Source organism: Burkholderia sp. Cy-637, assembly GCF_011753175.1.
Taxonomy (GTDB): domain Bacteria; phylum Pseudomonadota; class Gammaproteobacteria; order Burkholderiales; family Burkholderiaceae; genus Burkholderia; species Burkholderia gladioli.
This window is the reverse complement of record NZ_VWWC01000067.1, coordinates 1-17,628: the sequence shown is the minus strand read 5'-3', so window position 1 is coordinate 17,628 and position 17,628 is coordinate 1. Positions and strand designations below refer to the sequence as shown.

At 69.7% G+C, this 17,628-nt stretch carries 14 protein-coding genes and 2 riboswitches; of the genes, 9 read left to right on the top strand and 5 right to left on the bottom strand.

The window, feature by feature from the left end:
* Window positions 1–86: 86 nt before the first annotated feature.
* From uca to F3J10_RS18490, 3 genes are read right to left on the bottom strand one after another with little or no spacing between them, the layout of a single operon-like run.
* Window positions 87–3,707, bottom strand: coding sequence for an urea carboxylase (gene uca / locus F3J10_RS18500; RefSeq protein ID WP_167242699.1), 3,621 nt, complete (start codon window positions 3,705–3,707; stop codon window positions 87–89).
* Window positions 3,704–4,360 carry an urea amidolyase associated protein UAAP2 gene (locus F3J10_RS18495; protein WP_013691315.1) on the bottom strand — a complete coding sequence of 219 codons (657 nt, stop codon included), beginning with the start codon at window positions 4,358–4,360 and terminating at the stop codon, window positions 3,704–3,706. Before F3J10_RS18495 ends, uca begins: the two co-directional genes overlap by 4 nt.
* Window positions 4,361–4,371: 11 nt before the next feature.
* Window positions 4,372–5,118, bottom strand: a complete 747-nt coding sequence (locus F3J10_RS18490; protein WP_167242698.1) for an urea amidolyase associated protein UAAP1 — start codon at window positions 5,116–5,118, stop codon at window positions 4,372–4,374.
* 53 nt (window positions 5,119–5,171) lie between these two features.
* Window positions 5,172–5,297: riboswitch (guanidine-I (ykkC/yxkD leader) on the bottom strand.
* 403 nt (window positions 5,298–5,700) lie between these two features.
* Here F3J10_RS18490 and F3J10_RS36545 point away from each other — a divergent pair.
* Complete coding sequence (locus F3J10_RS36545; RefSeq protein ID WP_275691702.1) at window positions 5,701–5,826, top strand: hypothetical protein; 126 nt, start codon at window positions 5,701–5,703, stop codon at window positions 5,824–5,826.
* A gap of 66 nt (window positions 5,827–5,892) precedes the next feature.
* Window positions 5,893–6,015, top strand: a riboswitch (guanidine-I (ykkC/yxkD leader).
* 140 nt (window positions 6,016–6,155) lie between these two features.
* Window positions 6,156–7,223, top strand: coding sequence for an ABC transporter substrate-binding protein (locus tag F3J10_RS18485; RefSeq protein ID WP_167242697.1), 1,068 nt, complete (start codon window positions 6,156–6,158; stop codon window positions 7,221–7,223).
* Window positions 7,224–7,260: 37 nt separating this feature from the next.
* Here F3J10_RS18485 and F3J10_RS18480 read toward each other — a convergent pair whose 3' ends face one another.
* A complete protein-coding gene (locus F3J10_RS18480; protein ID WP_240154767.1) occupies window positions 7,261–8,241 on the bottom strand; it encodes a LysR substrate-binding domain-containing protein in 981 nt (326 codons plus the stop codon).
* A 741-nt stretch (window positions 8,242–8,982) separates the two neighbouring features.
* Window positions 8,983–9,882 carry a diiron oxygenase gene (locus F3J10_RS18475; RefSeq protein WP_167242696.1) on the bottom strand — a complete coding sequence of 300 codons (900 nt, stop codon included), beginning with the start codon at window positions 9,880–9,882 and terminating at the stop codon, window positions 8,983–8,985.
* 393 nt (window positions 9,883–10,275) lie between these two features.
* Here F3J10_RS18475 and F3J10_RS18470 point away from each other — a divergent pair, with 393 nt between their 5' ends.
* From F3J10_RS18470 to F3J10_RS18440, 7 genes are all read left to right on the top strand, one after another.
* Window positions 10,276–12,054, top strand: a complete 1,779-nt coding sequence (locus tag F3J10_RS18470) for an AMP-binding protein (protein WP_345791220.1) — start codon at window positions 10,276–10,278, stop codon at window positions 12,052–12,054.
* Entirely contained in the window at window positions 12,051–12,779 is a 729-nt protein-coding gene (locus F3J10_RS18465) for an ABC transporter ATP-binding protein (RefSeq protein ID WP_025099951.1), read from the top strand. Before F3J10_RS18470 ends, F3J10_RS18465 begins: the two co-directional genes overlap by 4 nt.
* Window positions 12,751–13,968 carry an FtsX-like permease family protein gene (locus F3J10_RS18460; RefSeq protein ID WP_025099950.1) on the top strand — a complete coding sequence of 406 codons (1,218 nt, stop codon included), beginning with the start codon at window positions 12,751–12,753 and terminating at the stop codon, window positions 13,966–13,968. Before F3J10_RS18465 ends, F3J10_RS18460 begins: the two co-directional genes overlap by 29 nt.
* Window positions 13,965–14,750, top strand: a complete 786-nt coding sequence (locus F3J10_RS18455) for an outer membrane lipoprotein-sorting protein (protein ID WP_240155629.1) — start codon at window positions 13,965–13,967, stop codon at window positions 14,748–14,750. Before F3J10_RS18460 ends, F3J10_RS18455 begins: the two co-directional genes overlap by 4 nt.
* A gap of 154 nt (window positions 14,751–14,904) precedes the next feature.
* Window positions 14,905–16,089, top strand: coding sequence for a hypothetical protein (locus F3J10_RS18450; RefSeq protein ID WP_166914823.1), 1,185 nt, complete (start codon window positions 14,905–14,907; stop codon window positions 16,087–16,089).
* Between the two features lie 14 nt (window positions 16,090–16,103).
* A complete protein-coding gene (locus tag F3J10_RS18445; protein WP_167242695.1) occupies window positions 16,104–17,243 on the top strand; it encodes a hypothetical protein in 1,140 nt (379 codons plus the stop codon).
* A gap of 62 nt (window positions 17,244–17,305) precedes the next feature.
* Entirely contained in the window at window positions 17,306–17,560 is a 255-nt protein-coding gene (locus F3J10_RS18440) for an acyl carrier protein (protein ID WP_025102325.1), read from the top strand.
* The last annotated feature ends 68 nt before the right edge of the window (window positions 17,561–17,628 follow it).

Sequence of the window (17,628 nt, the reverse complement as noted above, 5' to 3'; positions counted from 1 at the left end):
TCCGTTCTCCAGGTTGACCGCGCCGCCTTCCCGGGCGGCGCGGTACGTTGATCGGGCAGCGGATTCGGGCACGGCGGCCAGCGCCTTCAGGCGCTCACCGCCTCGCCGGTGCGGATCACCATCAGGCGCTGCCCCGCCGCCACCGGCGCGCCCACCGCGCAATCGATCGCGTCGATCACGCCCGCCTCGGCGGCCTGCACCGTCACCTCCATCTTCATCGATTCGAGGATCGCGATCGGCTCGCCCTCGGCCACCGTCGCGCCCACCTCCACCAGCAGCTTCCAGACCGAGCCCGAGACGTCGGCCGTCACCGCGCGGCGCGCCGGGTCCAGCGCGTCGGCCGCCGCCGGGTTCGCGCTTCCTTCCGAGCCGCCGGCCGAGGTCTCGTCGACGTAATCGGCCTGGCCCGTCAGCCGCCAGCGCTCGCGCTCGGCATCGAAGGCGGCCTGCTGGCGCGTCTTGAAGGCGGCGATCGAATCGGCCTGGTCGCGCAGGAAGCGCCGGTATTCGCCGAGATCGAAGCTCGACGGCTCGATGCGCAGGCTCGCGCGGCCCGCCGTGAAGTCCTCGCGCAAGGCGGCCAGCTCGGCCTCGCTGACCTCGTAAAAGCGGATCTCGTCGAAGAAGCGCAGCAGCCAGGGCTTGCCGGGCTCGAACTCGCGCGTGCTGCGATAGCGGTTCCACATCTGCACGGTGCGACCGACGAACTGGTAGCCGCCCGGCCCTTCCATGCCGTAGACGCACAGATAGGCCCCGCCGATGCCGACCGCGTTTTCCGGCGTCCAGGTGCGCGCCGGGTTGTACTTGGTGGTCACCAGACGGTGGCGCGGATCGAGCGGCGTGGCCACCGGCGCGCCGAGGTAGACGTCGCCGAGCCCCATCACGAGATAGCGCGCGTCGAACACGATGCGCTTGACGTCCTCGATCGAATCGAGCCCGTTGATGCGGCGGATGAATTCGATATTGCTGGGGCACCAGGGCGCGTCGGGGCGCACCGACTGCATGTAGCGCTCGATCGCGATGCGCGTCGAGGGATCGTCCCAGGACAGCGGCAGGTGCACGATGCGGTTCGGCACGCGCGCCTCGGCATCGTCGGGCAGCTCGTGCTCGGCGCGGCGCAGGTGGTCGAGCAGCCGCGCGATCGGCAGCCGATCGGGATCGACATGGACCTGCAGCGAGCGGATCCCCGGCGTGAGATCGACGATGCCGGGCAGCGGATGCGCCTCCAGCCATCCCATCAGCGCATGCACGCGAAAACGCAGCTCGAGGTCGAGCACGGGTGGGCCGTATTCGATCAGCACGTTGCTGTCGCCGGAGCGGCGGTAGACCACGCCGATGCCGCGCCCGGCATCCGGATCGCGCAGCAGCACGCAATCGGGTGCCGTAGACGGCTTGGTTGCGCGCGCATCGATCTCGTCGACAGCGGTTTCTTCCGCGACGGGAACGGCAGCGCGCGCGGCCGGCGCGAAACGCACCGTATCGCCGGGTCGCAGCTGCCCGAGCTTCCACAGCTCGTCGCGCACCACCGTCACCGGGCACACGAAGCCGCCGAGGCTGGGGCCGTCCGGGCCGAGGATCACCGGCATGTCGCCGGTGAAATCGACCGCGCCGATCGCATAGGCGTTGTCGTGGATGTTGGAGGGATGCAGGCCGGCCTCGCCGCCGTCGCTGCGGGCCCAGCGCGGCTTCGGCCCGACCAGGCGCACGCCCGTGCGGCTCGAGTTGTAGTGCACTACCCAGGCCGTGTCGTAGAGCATCGCGATATCGTCGGGCGTGAAGAAGTCGGGCGCGCCGTGCGGCCCGTCGAGCACGCCCAGCGTCCAGGCCTGGGTCAGTTGCGGCCGCTCGCGCTCGGCCAGCACCGCGCCGGCCTCGCCGCGCCCGGCGCCGGCATCGAGGTGCAGCACGTCGCCCTTGCGCAGCGCGCGCCCCGCATGGCCGCCGAACTGGCCCAGCGTGAAGGTGGCCTTGCTGCCCAGGTAGTCGCGCACCTGCAGCCCGCCCTTCACGGCCAGGCAGGCGCGCACGCCGGGCCCCGTCACGCCGCCGAGCTTGAGCACGGCGCCGGGTGCGGCGCGCCGGACCTGCCAGGCCGGCACCGGCTCGCCGTCGAGCGTGGCCGCGAACGCGGCGCCGCCGAGCACGAACAGCGCCGCGCAGTTGAAGCGCAGCGTCGCGCCGACCATGGTGAATTCGAGCCCGGCCGCCTCGGCGGGGTTGCCGAGCAGGCGGTTGGCCAGGTCGAAGGAGCGGTCGTCCATCGGGCCCGAGGGCGGCACGCCGATATTCCAGTAGCCGGTGCGGCCCGGCGTCTGCTGCACGGTGCTCTGGATGCCGCCGTCGAGCACGTCGACGGTATGCGGCGCGAACACGAAGCGCGACAGGAAGGCGGTGGTCTGCGCGGCGCGCGCGAAGGTGTCCGAGCCGACGATCGCGCGCAGGTAGTCGAGATTGGTCTCGATGCCATACAGCGTGGTGCTCGCCAGCGCCTCGCGCAGCTTCGCGAGCGCGGCCTCGCGCGTGTCGCCCGCCACGATCAGCTTGGCCAGCAGCGGGTCGTAATGGGCACTGACCTCGGTGCCGGCCTCGACCCAGCTCTCCACGCGCGCCCCGGCCGGGAACTCGACATGCGTGAGCAGGCCCGCGCTGGGCTGGAAGCGCTTGTTCGGATCCTCGGCGTAGAGCCGCACCTGGATGCTCACGCCGCGCGGCGGCGCGCCGGCCGCCAGCGCGGCGAGCGGCGGCAGGTCGCCCTCGGCCTCGAGGATCATCCATTCCACCAGGTCGGTGCCGGTCACCTCCTCGGTCACGCAGTGCTCGACCTGCAGGCGCGTATTCACCTCCAGGAAATAGAAGCGCCGCGCCTCGGCGTCGAACACGTATTCGACGGTGCCGGCCGAGGCGTAGTCCACCGCCTTCGCGAGCCGCACCGCGCCGGCATGCAGCCCGGCGCGTTCGGCGTCAGTGAGGCCCGGCGCCGGGGTTTCCTCGATCACCTTCTGGTTGCGCCGCTGCACCGAGCAGTCGCGTTCGCCGAGCGCGATCACCTCGCCGCGCCCGTCGCCGAAGATCTGCACCTCGATATGGCGCGCGGCCTCGACGTACTTCTCGACGAACACGCCGGCGTTCGCGAAGTTCGCGGCGCCCAGTCGCGCGACGGTCTCGAAGGCGGCGGCCAGTTGCCCGGCATCGCGGCACAGCGACATGCCGATCCCGCCGCCGCCGGCCGTGCTCTTGAGCATCACCGGATAACCGATCCGCCCGGCGGCTTCCAGCGCGGCCGCCGCGTCGGCCAGCAAGCCGGTGCCCGGCAGCAGCGGCACGCCCTGCTCGCGCGCGATCTCGCGGGCGCTGTGCTTGAGCCCGAAGGCGCGCATCTGCGCGGCGCGCGGCCCGATGAAGCGCAGCCCGGCCGCCTCGCAGGCCTCGGCGAAGGCCGGGTTCTCGGACAGGAAGCCGTAGCCGGGATGGATCGCCTGCGCACCGGTCGCGCGCGCGGCGGCCAGGATCGCCTCCATCCTCAGGTAGCTGTCGGCGGCGCTGGCGGGGCCGATGCAGACCGCCTGGTCGGCCAGGCCGACATGCGGCGCGTGCCGGTCCGCTTCGGAATAGACCGCCACCGAGGCGATGCCCAGCCGCCTGAGCGTGCGGATCACGCGGCAGGCGATCTCGCCGCGATTGGCGACCAGCACCTTGGCGAATCTCATCGCGCCTCCCAGATCGTCAGCCGCACCGGCGTGGGGTTGTAGCCGTTGCAGGGATTGTTGAGCTGCGGGCAGTTCGAGATCAGCACCGTGAGGTCCTGCTCGGCGCGCATCTCCACGTACTTGCCGGGCGCGGAGATGCCGTCCTCGAAGCTCAGGCCGCCCTCGGGCGTCACCGGCACGTTCATGAAGAAGTTGACGTTGCCCACCAGGTCGCGCTTGGACAGGCGCGTGCCGACCCCGCAGCTGCAATGCGTGATTGCCTTCAGGAAGGAGTCGCGGCAGTTGTGCATGTGGCGCTTCTCCAGCGCGTAGCGCACGGTATTGCTCTCGGCCGCGCAGGCGCCGCCCAGCGTGTCGTGGCGCCCGCAGGTATCGGCCACGATGGTGGCCAGCGGGCGGCCGAGGTTCGACATCAGCACGCTGCCGGCGCCGAGGTAGATCCGTCGCTGCGCGCGGATCGTGTCCTGCGCGCTGTAGCGCTCGGCCGGATCGTGGCTGCTGTAGAACAGCGTGTCGACGGCCTGGTTGCCTTCCAGGTCGAGGATGCGCAGCACCTGCCCCTGCTTGAGTTCGTGCAGCCAGGGTTCGCCCGAGGGCAGCGTGTGGTCGTAGCTCGCGTCGCGCGGATCGAGACGGCTTTCGATGATCGTCATGGCAGCGCTCCTCAGGCGAACAGGCGGTCGGTGTTGATGAAGGCGCGGCCGTTCTCCGGGCGCGAGTTGCGGCAGAGGTCGTCGGCGCCGGCCGCGCCGTCGGCCGGATAGGCGCGGTAGGCGATCAGCTTGAGCGGCCGGGGCGCGTAGGTGGAGGACGGGTCGAGCGGATGCGGGGCGCTCGAGAAGGCGGCCAGCGTGTTCATCTCGAAGCGCAGGTCGAAGGCGCTGCCGGGCGCCGAGTGACCGGCCACGAACTCGAGCTCGCCGTCGGCGCCGCTGGCCAGCCGGCTGAAGAAATTCACGTTGGCGGCCAGGTCGCGCAGGCCGAGCCCGTGCTTGGCGAGTTCGAGCACCAGGCTGTCGCGGCCGTTGCGGATCATCGCGTTGCGCTGCTGCTGGTATTGCGTGCTGCCGTACTTGGCGGCGAACAGCGCGGCGTCGCCCACCCCGCCGAGCGGATCGTGCCAGCCCAGCGTGTCGGCCGTGATCGAGGCGATCACGCGGCCCATGTCGGTATGCAGCGCATGGCCGGCCGTCAGATGGGCGGTGTGCTGCGCCTTGAGCGTGTCGGCCATGTTGTAGCGTTCGAGCAGGTCTTCCTGGCGATGGAACACGGCGGACAGGTTCGCGCCGCCTTCGAGATCGACGATGCGCAGCGCCAGGCCGCGCCGCAGGCAGCCCGACCAGTGGGTGCCGGCCGGGATCAGCGTCTCCCACAGCACGTGCGGGATCGGCGGGAGGGATTGGGAAGTCATCGAGGCTCCTGGGATCGGATGGGATGGCATGAGAGGGCGATGACGTCATCGCGACCTCCCGGGCTTTTATCCCTCCGTGGAGCCTCGCCGCGACCTCGGACGAGGCCGTCGGCAAGACCGGAACGCTCTCGGACCAGGCATCGCGCTCAAGCGCGACCGGAACCCTAGCGATCCTGAAGATGATGCAAATCGCTTCGCACCTCTCGGTTCGCTATCAAGCGATTTGCGTGCCAGTGATGGAAAAGCGATGCCGGCGCGGCGGGTTGGAGCAACGGCGAAGCGCGGCGGCACTGGCGCGCGGGGGTTTTCGCGCGGCTTGCGTGCCGTCGCCTGGACGGCATCGGCGCGATCGGCGCCGCGCCCTCGCATCGTGCATGCACCCGGGCCCGCGCACCACGGCCATGCGCGGCGCGCACCGTCGACGCGCATCGCGAGGGCCGCTCGAGACGGCACGCACGAGCCGGCGCGCCATCGCGCCCGGCCTGCTTTCAAGCGCCTTGCGCGTGCCTGTGCAAGCCGCGAATCGCGGGATGGCACGGCCATTGCACGGCCTCTCGCATCGCCATCCCCGAGGAGACCGGAATGAAGACCATGCTGAGCATGCGCAACGCGCTGGCCCTGTTGTTTGCCGCGCGCTTCATCGAATTGCAGCGCGCCGCGCGCCGCGACGCGCTGGCTCGCGCCGCTCGCGAGGACGGCGCCCGCTGAATCGGGCCGCACGTCGCTGGCATGCTTTTCGCTCGACCAGCGATCGAGAGGTGCGGCGAAGTCGCATCTTAGGGGTGCTAGGGTTCCGGTCGCGCGCGAGCGCGATGCCTGGTCCGAGAGCAGCCCGGCACGGGCCGGCGCGCGATGCGCGGGACACGTGCTACACGGCGGGACAAAAGCCCGGGAGAGCAGCGTAGCGATCGCTACCGCGCCTCTCCGTGGCCGTTTTTTTGTTCCGCACCGATTCCGGAGATCCGGCCACGCCAGCGGCCCGCGCGATGCGCGGGCCGGTTCGACGTCACGCCATCCCAGATACGCCGGAGTTCACGATGAACCGCTTTGCCTCTCCCCTGCGCCGCCTGCTGGCCGCCTGCTCCTCCCGTCCCGCCCCGCTCGTCCAGCTTGCCGCTCCCGCGCGCCGCGCGCTGCATGCCGTCGCGCTGGCCGGCGCGCTGTCCGTCCTCTGCGCCGCGCCGCTCGCGCACGCGGCGCCGCCGCTGAAGATCGGCTATAGCGACTGGCCGGGCTGGGTCGCGTTCCAGGTCGCGCTCGACAAGGGCTGGTTCAAGGATGCGGGAGTGGACGTCGACTTCGAGTGGTTCGACTATTCGGCCTCGCTCGACGCCTTCTCGGCCGGCAAGCTCGACGCGGTGACGGTCACCAACGGCGACGCGCTGGTGACCGGCGCCTCGGGCGCGAAGAACACCATGATCCTGCTGACCGATTACTCGGCCGGCAACGACATGATCATCGCCAAGCCGCCGCTGCGCAGCGTCGAGCAGTTGAAGGGCAGGAAGATCGGCGTCGAGCTGGGCCTGGTGGACCACCTGCTGGTCGAGACCGCGCTGCAGAAGCACGGCATGAAGGACGGCGACGTCACCCTGGTCAACGCCAAGACCAACGAGCTGCCGCAGGTGCTGGGCTCGGCGCCCGATATCGCGGCGGTGGCGGCCTGGCAGCCGAACGCGGGCGAGGCGCTCAAGCGCGTGCCGGGCGCGCGGCCGATCTTCACCTCGGCCGATGCGCCGGGCCTGATCTACGACGCGCTGTCGGTCTCGCCCACCAGCCTCGCGGCGCGCCGCGCCGACTGGGCCAAGGTGATCCGGGTCTGGTATCGCTGCGTGGCCTATATCGCCGATCCGAAGACCCAGGCCGATGCGGTGAAGATCATGGCCGCGCGCGTCGGACTCACGCCGGAGCAGTACCTGCCGCTCCTGAAGGGCACCCACCTGCTGGACGCGGCCGCCGCGAAGCAGGCCTTCCACAAGGGCACGGGGCTGGATTCGATCTACGGCTCGACCGCCAATGCCGATCGCTTCAACGTGCGCAACGCGGTCTACAAGCAGGCGCAGGATGTGCCGACCTATATCGACCCGTCGCTGGTGAACGCGAACTGAGGGGCCGGCGCCGGCCGGCAGGGGGCGCGCCGGCGCCTCAACCGACGCTGTGCAGCCGCGGCGCGGCGCCCTCGCCGATCGCGATCGGTTCGGCCCTGGCGATGCGCGGCGCACCGTGCCGCCCCGCCTCGCCGAGCAGCCAGTCGACCAGCACCGCCGCGTCGGCGCTGCCCGACATCTCGTCGTTGTTGAGCAGCACGTAGCTGCCCGACGGCACCGAGCAATCGCCGAACAGCTCGACCAGGCGCCCCTGGCGGATCAGCCCGTCCACCAGCGGCCGACGGCCGATGGCGATGCCATGTCCATCCACCGCCGCCTGCACCAGCTGGTCGTACTGGCTGAAGGTCAGGCCGCCGGCCTGCTTCATGCGCGGCACGCCCAGCGCCTTCTGCAAGGTGCTCCAGGAATACCACGGCGCCTGGCCGCGCGCGTCGCCCATGTGCAGCAGCACGTGGCGCTCGAGATCTGCGGGCGTGCGGATCGGCATGCCGTGCGCGCTGGCCAGGCTCGGGCTGCAGACCGCCACCACGCGCTCGCGGAACAACACGCGCATGCCCGGCGCCAGCATGTCGGGCGCCATATATCGGACTGCGAAGTTCAAACGTTTGCGCCTGATGTCCTCGATTTCATTGGTGGCGGACACGCGCACGTCGATATCGGGGTGCTTCACGCGAAACGAACTGAGGCGCGGAATCAGCCACAAGGCCGCGAACGAGGCCGTGGTGGACAAGGAGACGGCGCGCTGCGCGACGCACTCGGAAAGCGCATCGATCGCGTGCTCGATATCCGACAGCGCGCCCGAGATCGCGCCATACAAGGCGCGTCCCTCGTCGGTGAGCGTCAGCGCGCGGATATGCCGGTGGAACAGCTCGATGCGCAGCCGCTCCTCGAGCGCCTTGACCTGGCGGCTCACGGCCGACTGCGTGACGTTCAATTCCTGGCCGGCCTTGGTAAAGCTCAGATGACGTGCCGCGCATTCGAAACCTCTCAGAAAATCGAGCGACGGCAGGTTCTTCAAACGTTTTGCACTTGCCATACTGCGACCTCTCACATCGATGCGCCGCATGTGGTCCTCGGCGCCAGGCCCGCGGTGGGCCATGCCCTCATTGTTTCCGCCGTCGGCGATGCGACACGGATGTTATTTCGGAGTGCGATACGCCAACTCCGCCCGTCAATTCAAAAACCTCATTGTCACGCCGGATCATGACGCCATCATTTCCAGAATGCAATCTACCAGCATTTCCAAACTCGAACGAGTAAATTCTCGAATACAATTGACGTTATATATTTGAAATATATAAAAATGAAATCGTAAATCGAATTGGATTCAATCCGAAGATTGACGAATCTTCCGCCGAAGGCCGCCAGGCAATCCTCTCCAGATATTATTTCACTCCATGAAATCGCTTGCCTGGCAAGAGAAGTCATAGAATCACCCGTCACCGCTTAAATTTTCACACCATACATTTACCCGACGATTTCATTTCCAAAAACAAACAAACCCGGTTATTCGTGCCGCCCGCACGGCATCAATCCGGCAAATCGTTCAATGAATCAATACTGCCACATCGAAAAAACCATAAACCCATAACTCAATGAATCGTCCATAAAGAAATAGCCGATTAATCGCCAATCCAATTGTTCACACCAGGGAGGTAAACGAAAATCGCCGCGCGGCAACCGGAACCGGTTCACCACGGGCGATGCACGGGCGATGGTTTCGCGCGCGCGTCCGGGCCTGCGCGTGCCCGGCCCGCCCTCAGGCCGGCATGGTCGCGCCGCGGGCAGGTTCCGCCTGCTCGTCGCCGCCGTGCATGGCGGCGCAAGCAGGCAGGCGCGCGACCACCTCCTTGCGATAGCGGTTCAATTCCTGCACCGACGCAATCGGACGCTCGAACAGGATCGACAGGTTGTGCAGGATCCGGTCGACCACTTTTTTCTCCCATTCGCCGTCGAAGCGGATCTGCTCGTCGAGCCAGCGCTCGAGCCATGCCGGATCGGGCAGGCGAGACTGCACGGTATCGCGCGGGAACAGCGACTGGTTCACGTGCAGGTTGGTGGGATGCAGGGGCTTCTCGGTGCGGCGCGCCGATGCCATCAGCACGCCGAGCTTGGCGAACGCGGCGCGCGCGACATCGCCCTGGCGCGCCAGCGCCTGCTTCATGTAGCGCAGGTAGGCGCCGCCGTGGCGGGCCTCGTCGCGCGAAATGATCTCGTAGACCTGGCGGATCACCGGCTCGGTATGCCACTCGGCCGCGCGGCGATACCAGTGGTTCAGGCGGATCTCGCCGCAGAAATGCAGCATCAGCGTTTCCAGCGGCGGCGCCGGATCGAACTCGAAGCGCACCGCGTGCAGTTCGGCCTCGGTCGGCACCAGCTCGGGCCGGAAGCGGCGCAGGTACTCCATCAGCACCAGCGAGTGCTTCTGCTCCTCGAAGAACCAGATGCTCATGAAGGCGGAGAAATCGCTGTCGTGCCGGTTGTCGCGCAGGAACATCTCGGTGGCCGGCAGCGCCGACCACTCGGTGATCGCGTTCATGCGGATCGTGATGGCCTGCTCGTCGCTGAGCCGCGCCGCATCGAAGGCGTGCCAGTCGATGTCGGCATGCATGTTCCAGCGTACTGCCTCGAGCGATTGATACAGTTCCGGATAAAGCATCGTCGTCGAATCCCGGGAGGCGCCGGACACGGCATGCGCACGCGGGCGCCTTGCGCGCGGCACGCACCCGCCGCGAACCCATCGACGGCGAGGATCGGAACATCATTCTGATACGCGTGGATCACGCGCCGCGCTCGCGCGTGCGATGGCCCCTGCGTCGTCCCCCATTGTTGGTACGACACGCGGCACGGACAAGCGACTTTTCCGAACGCGATGCATGAGGCCCAGGCATGAACCGCCCGCCGAGGCAGGCGCGCGGCACCGCGCGCGGCGTGGATGCATGGCACGCATGCATAGCCTGCCGAGATTGCGTTTGTCGCGCCTCGCCGGTTGCGACAAGAATCGACTCCGTTCGACGGGGCCTGCGCCCCGCTCATCCAGGAGGGCCAGGCCGTGACACATTGCGCTTCCACAACCCATCGTCTGCTCGATGCGCTCGAGGGCGGCCCCGGTGCCGCGCATCGCATGAGTTTCGTCGACGACGCCGGGCAAGAGACCTCGATCGACTATCACGGCTTCGCCGAAGCGGTGCTGCGCCATGCCGGCGCGCTGCGCGAGCTCGGCATCCGCGAGAACGACATCGTGATGCTGGCCCTGCCCGCCTCGGTCGAGCACGCGGTCGCGATGATGGCCTGCGTGATGGCGGGCGCGCTGCCGTGCACGGTGCCGGTCCCGGCGAAACGCAGCGGCGAAGGCCGGCAGGTGGCCGAGGTGGCCTGCGAGCTGTACCGCCCGCGCCTGGCCATCGGCCTCGACGCGTTCGCGCCGGTCTGGCAGGCCGCGCCCGTCGTCTCGGCCGGCACCCGGGTGATCGACGCCGCCAGCTTCGCGGCTGCCGCCGAGGCCGGCGCGCAGCCCTTCATCAGCGCCAAGTCCGGCAACGATCCGCATCACGTGCAACTGACCTCGGGCTCGACCTCGCATCCGAAGGCAGCCGTGCTGAGCCACGCCAACGTGATCGCGAACGTGCTCGGCATCGGCGGCGCGGTGCTGTTCGATATCGAGCAGGGCGACGGCACCGTCTCGTGGCTGCCGCTCTACCACGACATGGGGCTGCTCACCCTGCTGTCGAACCTGCACTATCGCGCGCCGCTGCTGTTCATGCAGCCCAACAGCTTCATCCGCAACCCGCTCGGCTGGCTCAAGCGCATCGCCGCGACGCGCGCCACCACCACCTCGGTGCCGACCTTCGCGCTGCGCTACTGCGTGCGCCGCTTCAATGCCGCCGCCATGGAAGGCGTCGACCTGTCGGCCTGCCGGAACATCTTCATCGGCGGCGAACGCGTCGACGCCGATACGCTGCGCGACTTCGCCACCACCTTCGCGCCGCATGGCCTCGATGCCTCGGCCTTGCAGCCGTGCTACGGCATGGCCGAATCGACGCTGGCGGTCTCGATGCATCGCGCCTGGCACGCGGGCCGGATCGAGGGCGCGCCCTACGTGATCGCCGACGCCATCGACAAGCGCGCCCTGATCGAGCGGCGCACGGCCGAGCCGGTGGCGCCGGCCGAGGCCGACGCGCCGGCGCAGGAGCGCGAGCTCGTGCTGGCGATGGGCAAGCCGATTCCCGGCATGCGCTACGAGATCGTCGACGAGCACGGCGCGACGCTCGCCGAGCGGCAGGCCGGCGAGATCGCGATCCGCGGCAGCTCGCTGATGCTCGGCTACCTCGACGCCGGCAGCGGCGAGATCGTCGCGCCGCTGACGCCGAACGGCGCCTTCCTGACCGGCGACATCGGCTATGTCGCCGACGAGCAGCTCTACATCCTCGGCCGCAAGAAGGAAGTGATCATCATCCGCGGCAGCAACTACTTCCCGCACGAGATCGAGGACGCGCTGAGCGCGCATCCGCTGCTGCGCAAGAGCACCTGCATCGCCTTCGGCTGCCCCGATACGGCCAGCGGCACCGAGCGCCTGGTGGTGGCGATCGAGACGCGCCCGGTGGACGCCAGCGCGCAGACCCGCCTGGAATGCCAGCAACTGCTGGGCGCACGCATCGGCTTCGCGGCGCAGGACCTCTGCTTCGTCGAGCCCGGCTCGCTGCCGCGCACCACCAGCGGCAAGCTGCAGCGCCTGAAGTGCCGCGAGCTGTACACGCAGGGCGCGCTGTCCCTGGTGGCAGCGCCCGCCGCGGCGGCCGGCAAGCCGGCGCTGCAGGGAGCGCTGGCATGACCGACCTGAGCCAGCCGCCGCTCGACGCGGCGCCGATCGTCCTCGAGCTGCTCGGCGTCACGCGCCGCTACGCGGGCGCCGAGAAACTGGTGGCGGTACGCGACGCGGACCTGGTGATCCGGCGCGGCGACGTGGTCGCGCTGGTCGGCCCCTCGGGCAGCGGCAAGAGCACCCTGCTCAACCTGGCCGGCTTCCTCGACGTGCCGAGCTCGGGCACGCGCCGGCTGGAGGGCCGCGAGATCGACGACTCGCCGGCCGCGCTCGAGCGCGTGCGCCGCGAGCGGATCGGCTTCGTGTTCCAGCACTTCAACCTGATCCCGGTGCTGTCGGCACTGGAGAACGTCGAACTGGGCTGCTTCGCCTGGGGCACGCCGCGCACGCGTCGCGAACAGGCGCGCGCGATGCTGGACGCGGTGGGCCTGTCCGCGCGCGAGCGGCACCGGCCCGGCCAGCTCTCGGGCGGCGAGCAGCAGCGCGTGGCGCTGGCGCGGGCGCTGGCCAAGGAGCCGGCGCTGGTGATCGCCGACGAGCCGACCGCCAGCCTCGACAGCGCCAATGCACAAGCCGTCGCCGAACTGGTGCTGAACACCAACCGCACGCTCGGCACGGCCTTTCTGATCGCTTCGCATGACGAACGTCTGTGCGCGCGCCTGCCCCGCCGCATCGAGATGCGCGACGGCATTCTGGGAGCTCAAGGTGAACTGGCTGACGTACGCGTGGCGTAACCTCTGGCGCAACCGGCGCCGAACCCTCCTGACCATGGCGATGATCGGCGTGGCCGCGTTCGCCGCCAGCATCGCGCTCGGCTACGTGGCGGCGACCTTCGACGCGGTGCGCGAGGGCTCGATCGACAGCGGCGTCGGCCACCTGCAGGTGATGCACCGCGGCTACCTCGACCTGATCGGCGAGAAGCCGCTGCAATACGGCCTGAGCGCCGCCGAGCAGGCCGACGCGCAACGCGCCGTGGCCGCGCTGCCGGGCGTGGCCACCACCGCTCGCGAGATCGACTTCGACGGCCTGATCTCGAACGGCGACCTCAGCTACGGCTTCGTCGGCGTGGGCGTCGAGCCGGCCCGCGAACCGCCGGGCTACTTCGACTATCACGCGGTGCTGTCGGGACGCTACCTGTCGCCGTCGGCGCCAGGCACCGAGGTGGTGGTCGGCGCCGAGCTGGCCCGCAAGCTCGGCGTGCACACCGGCTCGGTGGTGCAGCTGATGGTGTCGACCGCGCACGGCGGCATCAACGCCACCGACGCGCAGATCGTCGGCGTGATGAGCACCGGCACCAAGGATGTCGACGAGCGCATCGTCAACATCACGCTGCCGGCCGCGCAGGCGCTGCTGCGCACCGATCGCGTCTCGCGCCTGGCGATCTTCCTGGCGCACACCGACGCCACCCCGGCCGCGGTCGCCGCGCTGCGCGCCGCCCTGCCCGCGCTCGACGTGCGCAGCTGGGACCAACTGGTCTCGCTCTACCACCAGATCGTCTCGCTCTATCGCAACCAGTTCTCGGTGTTTGGCGCGATCCTCTCGCTGACCATCCTGCTGTCGATGAGCAACTGGATCCTGATGAGCATCGTCGAGCGGCGCCGCGAAATCTCCACGCTGCGCGCGATCGGCGTGCCGACCGCCACGGTGCGCTGGGTGCTGGTCCAGGAAACCGCGCTGCTGGGCCTGATCGGCGCGGCGCTCGGCATCGCCTGCGCGGTGCTCGCGATGCTCGCGCTCAATCACGCCCAGATCCATCTCCCGCCGCCCCCGGGGCGCGTCAAGCCGATCCTGCTCGAATTCGCCGTGACGCCGGCCGCGGTGGCCGCCGTCGAGGCCGCCTTCGTGGTGCTCGGCATCGCCGCCGCCGGCTTCGCCACGCTCGGGCTCGCCAAACGCAACATCATCGAGGGTCTCGCATCATGATGCTTCGCCTCCCGCCGCCGCGCACGCTGCTCGCCGCCTTCGGCACCGCCCTGACGCTCTGCGCGAGCACGCTGGCGCTGCTGTCCGCGCCCCGCGCGCTGGCCGCCGACCAGCCCGCCGCGCAGACCATGCTGGCACGCGCCGACGCCTATCGCAGCACCAGCTCGGACACGCAGACCGACATTCGCATCACCAACCTGGTGGGCCAGCAGCAGGACGACGCGACGCGCTACCTGGTCTACACGCGCGCCAACGGCGACACGCTGGCGCTCACCCGCAGCGGCGAGAACGACGGCCAGAAGTACCTGGCCACCACGCGCGGCCACTGGTTCTACGTGCCCAACACGCGCAGCGCGGTGCGCATCAACGGCATGCAGCGGCTGCAGGGCGAGGTGGTGATCAGCGACATCACGCGCACCCACTGGGCCGACAGCTATCGCGCCACGACCGGCGCGGCCGCCACCATCGACGGCCGCGCGGCCACCGAGCTGGACCTCGCCGCCACCGATCCCGACAACGTCTACCCGAGCATCAAGCTGTGGGTGGCCACCGGCACCGACGTGCCGATTCGCGCGCAGTTCTTCCTCGCCAGCGGCCTGCTGTTCCGCAGCGCCGACTTCGCCACGCCGGTCGAGGTGGACGGCCGCAAGGTGATCCGCCAGATCACCTACCGCAACGAGGTCGAGAAACAGCGCGCCAGCGTCGTCGACATCCTAGACGGCAAGCCGCACCGGATTCCGTCGGGCTGGTTCAATCCCGACACGCTCGCCGATGCGCAGTGAGGCCGACCGCCATGCTCCGTGCCCCCGCCGCCCCATGCGCTTGGCCAGCCCGGCCGCCATCGCCGGCACGCCGCGCGGCGCGCGCGCCGGTGCCTGCCTCGGCGCCGCGCTGGCGCTCGCCTGCCATGCCGTCGCGGCAAGGGGGGAATCGCTGATGGACCAGCTCGGCAGCTTCAGCGGGGTCGGCTACGTGCGCAGCGTCGATGCCTTCGACGGCCACGCGCTGCTCGCCGACCTGATCGGCAGCGAACCGCGCGACCACCAGGAGGCCGCCGCGCTGTTCCGGCTCGACGGCGAGAACCTGTTCGCCAACGCGCGCCTGGTGGCCGCCGACCACTCGCTCGGCGCGCAGGCCAGCCGCTTCAACGAAGCCGGCCTGCGCTACGCCTTCGACAACGGCCTGAGCATCACGGCCGGCAAGCGCATCGACGCGCTCGACACCTCGCAGGCCTTCTTCCCGCTCGGCTTCTTCCAGAAGCGCGCGGCCTCGGCCGACATCTACGATCGCTACGGCGACGTCGAGGGCACGCCGCTGGTCGACCTGAAGTGGGCGGGCGAGACCACCACGGTGCAGGCCATCGCGGGCTGGAACCGCAGCCTGCGCAGCGATGTCGACAACCGCGACGTCGAGGGCGCGACCCAGTTGCTGCGCGTGGCCACCAACTGGGACGGCGGCTCCGCCTCGCTGCTGGCGGGCCGCCACGCCGCGCACGGCGGCACCGGCGGCACGCTCTCGCTCGACGTCGGCAAGTCGAGCACGGTCTATGCGAGCGGCTGGATCGAGCGCGGCACCACGCGCGCGGTGCCGCGCTTCCTGGCCGACGGCACGCCGCTCGACCAGGCCGACGCCTATGACCTCGTCGACCGCCGCAACGACCGCCAGTACATGTGGCGCAGCGCGCTCGGCCTGCAAAGCGCGCTGCCCGGCAACGTCTCGCTGATCGTCGAGTGGTCGCACGACGAGGCGCGCTACGACGCGAGCCAGTGGCGCCGCATCGTCAACTCGATCAACGCCAATCACGCGCTGCTGGCGGCCGAGCCGAACCTCGCGCTGGCGGGGCTGGGCGCCACCGCCGACGCGGTCAGCGTGGACGGCAGCCTGCGCGACTACCTGTTCGTGCGCGCCGGCAAGAAGATCGGCCACGTCGAGTATTCGATCCGCGGCATCTACTCGCCGCAGGACAAGGGGCTGCTGACCATCGCGCAGGTGGTGGCCGACATCGGCAAGCGCACCAGCCTCGATTTCGCCCTGACCCACGCGTTCGCCGGCAGCGGCTCGGAATATCGCGCGGTCGGCCTCAGCACCCAGATCGACGCCGCGCTGCGCGTGCGTTTCTGACCCGGAACCCCACCATGTCCACCGTCTCCTTCCTGTCCCCGCCCGACACCGTCGATCCGATCCTGCTGCCCGCCGCGCCGGACGCGGCGCCGCCGCGCGCGGCACCGGCCGGCCCGCAGGCCGCCTCGCCGGCGGCCTTCCCGGTGCTGCGCCATCTCGAACTGGCGGGCGGGCCGCCCGCCGCGGCCGTGGCGCTGGTGGAGGACGCCGCGCTGCGCCTGCTCGACAGCGAGATGGTGATCGCGCTGCGCGACACGCGGCCCGAGCCCTTGCCCGAATCGCCGGCCTCCACGCCGCTCGCGCACGACGAGGCGCCGCTCACCGAGCAGTTGCTGCTGCAGATCGCCGACGAGGGCCTGCACGGCCACTTCAAGCCCTTCATGCGCGCCTTCATCCGCATCATGTTCGGGCTGTTCTTCACCGAGGACCAGAACCGCCGCGCCTGCGAATGCATCGATGCCGGCCACAACTTCGCCTTCCTGATGAGCGACGGCGGCGGTCCGAGCCTGGCCGGCTGGAAGACCCTGGCGCGCAGCGACGAGCAGGGCATCGGCCTGCACGTGGACAAGGTGTGGGGCATCGAGGCCCATCGCGACTGCATGGCGGTGATCGCCGCGCGCCTGCCCGGCGTGATGTTCCCGGCCGCCTACCTGGTGTGGCCCGACGAGTACCGCAAGCTGCGGCGCGACACCTTCGGCGCGCCGTTCCTGGCCGGCAACCTGCAGTTGGCCAATGTCGCCGGCGAGGTGCGGGTGGGTGCCGGCGACCGCCTGCGCATCGGCGGCCCGACCGTGTTCAACAAGTACCTGACGGTGGTGCGCCCCTACTTCGTGCGCGCGCTGATGGCGCACGTTGCGTGGCTGGAGAAGACCGGCCGCCTCGCGCTGAGCCCCGAGCTGCGCGGCGTGCATCACTTCATCGCCGAGGCCGCGCGCAGCCAGACCGAGATCGCGCACTACAGCTTCGGCAAGGTCCAGCGCGTGCTGGCCATCAAGCTGCTGTCCAACGAATTCCTCGGCGCGCTGGTGCGCGGCCGGGCCGTCGCGAGCTTCGACGACCAGCGCGACCTGCTGGCGTTCACGAAGATGGAAGGCAGTTCCTACCGTTGTTACCACGAGCTTCGCAAGAGCCTGCGCAGTGAAGCCGGCCATTGAGCCGGCCCTGTAATCCCAAGCCGTTCCCCTTTACCCGACCACTTGCACGAAGGAGCCAGACCATGAGCAACCCCAACGTCCCGGCCGACGCCCTCGAGATCCTGTCCCGCGAAGTCGCCAAGATCCTCAACGTCGAGACCGTCGACACCGGCGCCGGCATCGGCGAACTCGGCATCGATTCGCTCAACATCGTCGAGCTGATCGTGTTCTGCGAGCAGCTCTACGGCTCGATCGACCCGGAAGCGCTGAACATCACGCAGTACACCACGCTGCAGCAGCTCGACGCGCAGTTGCGCAGCCAGCAGCACGCCGCCTGAGGCCGCCATGCCGATCAGCGCGCCCACCCGCCCGGCCGAGGTCGCGGCAGCCGCTCCGGCCGCCGTGG

Excerpts from the sequence above, each read along its gene's own strand:
- F3J10_RS18450 (WP_166914823.1), top strand. The coding sequence starts at position 14,905 with ATGGACCAGCTCGGCAGCTTCAGCGGGGTCGGCTACGTGCGCAGCGTC.
- F3J10_RS18440 (WP_025102325.1), top strand. The coding sequence starts at position 17,306 with ATGAGCAACCCCAACGTCCCGGCCGACGCCCTCGAGATCCTGTCCCGC.
- F3J10_RS36545 (WP_275691702.1), top strand. The coding sequence starts at position 5,701 with ATGAAGACCATGCTGAGCATGCGCAACGCGCTGGCCCTGTTGTTTGCC.
- F3J10_RS18475 (WP_167242696.1), bottom strand. The coding sequence starts at position 9,882 with ATGCTTTATCCGGAACTGTATCAATCGCTCGAGGCAGTACGCTGGAAC.
- F3J10_RS18465 (WP_025099951.1), top strand. The coding sequence starts at position 12,051 with ATGACCGACCTGAGCCAGCCGCCGCTCGACGCGGCGCCGATCGTCCTC.
- uca (WP_167242699.1), bottom strand. The coding sequence starts at position 3,707 with ATGAGATTCGCCAAGGTGCTGGTCGCCAATCGCGGCGAGATCGCCTGC.
- F3J10_RS18445 (WP_167242695.1), top strand. The coding sequence starts at position 16,104 with ATGTCCACCGTCTCCTTCCTGTCCCCGCCCGACACCGTCGATCCGATC.
- F3J10_RS18490 (WP_167242698.1), bottom strand. The coding sequence starts at position 5,118 with ATGACTTCCCAATCCCTCCCGCCGATCCCGCACGTGCTGTGGGAGACG.
- F3J10_RS18455 (WP_240155629.1), top strand. The coding sequence starts at position 13,965 with ATGATGCTTCGCCTCCCGCCGCCGCGCACGCTGCTCGCCGCCTTCGGC.
- F3J10_RS18485 (WP_167242697.1), top strand. The coding sequence starts at position 6,156 with ATGAACCGCTTTGCCTCTCCCCTGCGCCGCCTGCTGGCCGCCTGCTCC.
- F3J10_RS18495 (WP_013691315.1), bottom strand. The coding sequence starts at position 4,360 with ATGACGATCATCGAAAGCCGTCTCGATCCGCGCGACGCGAGCTACGAC.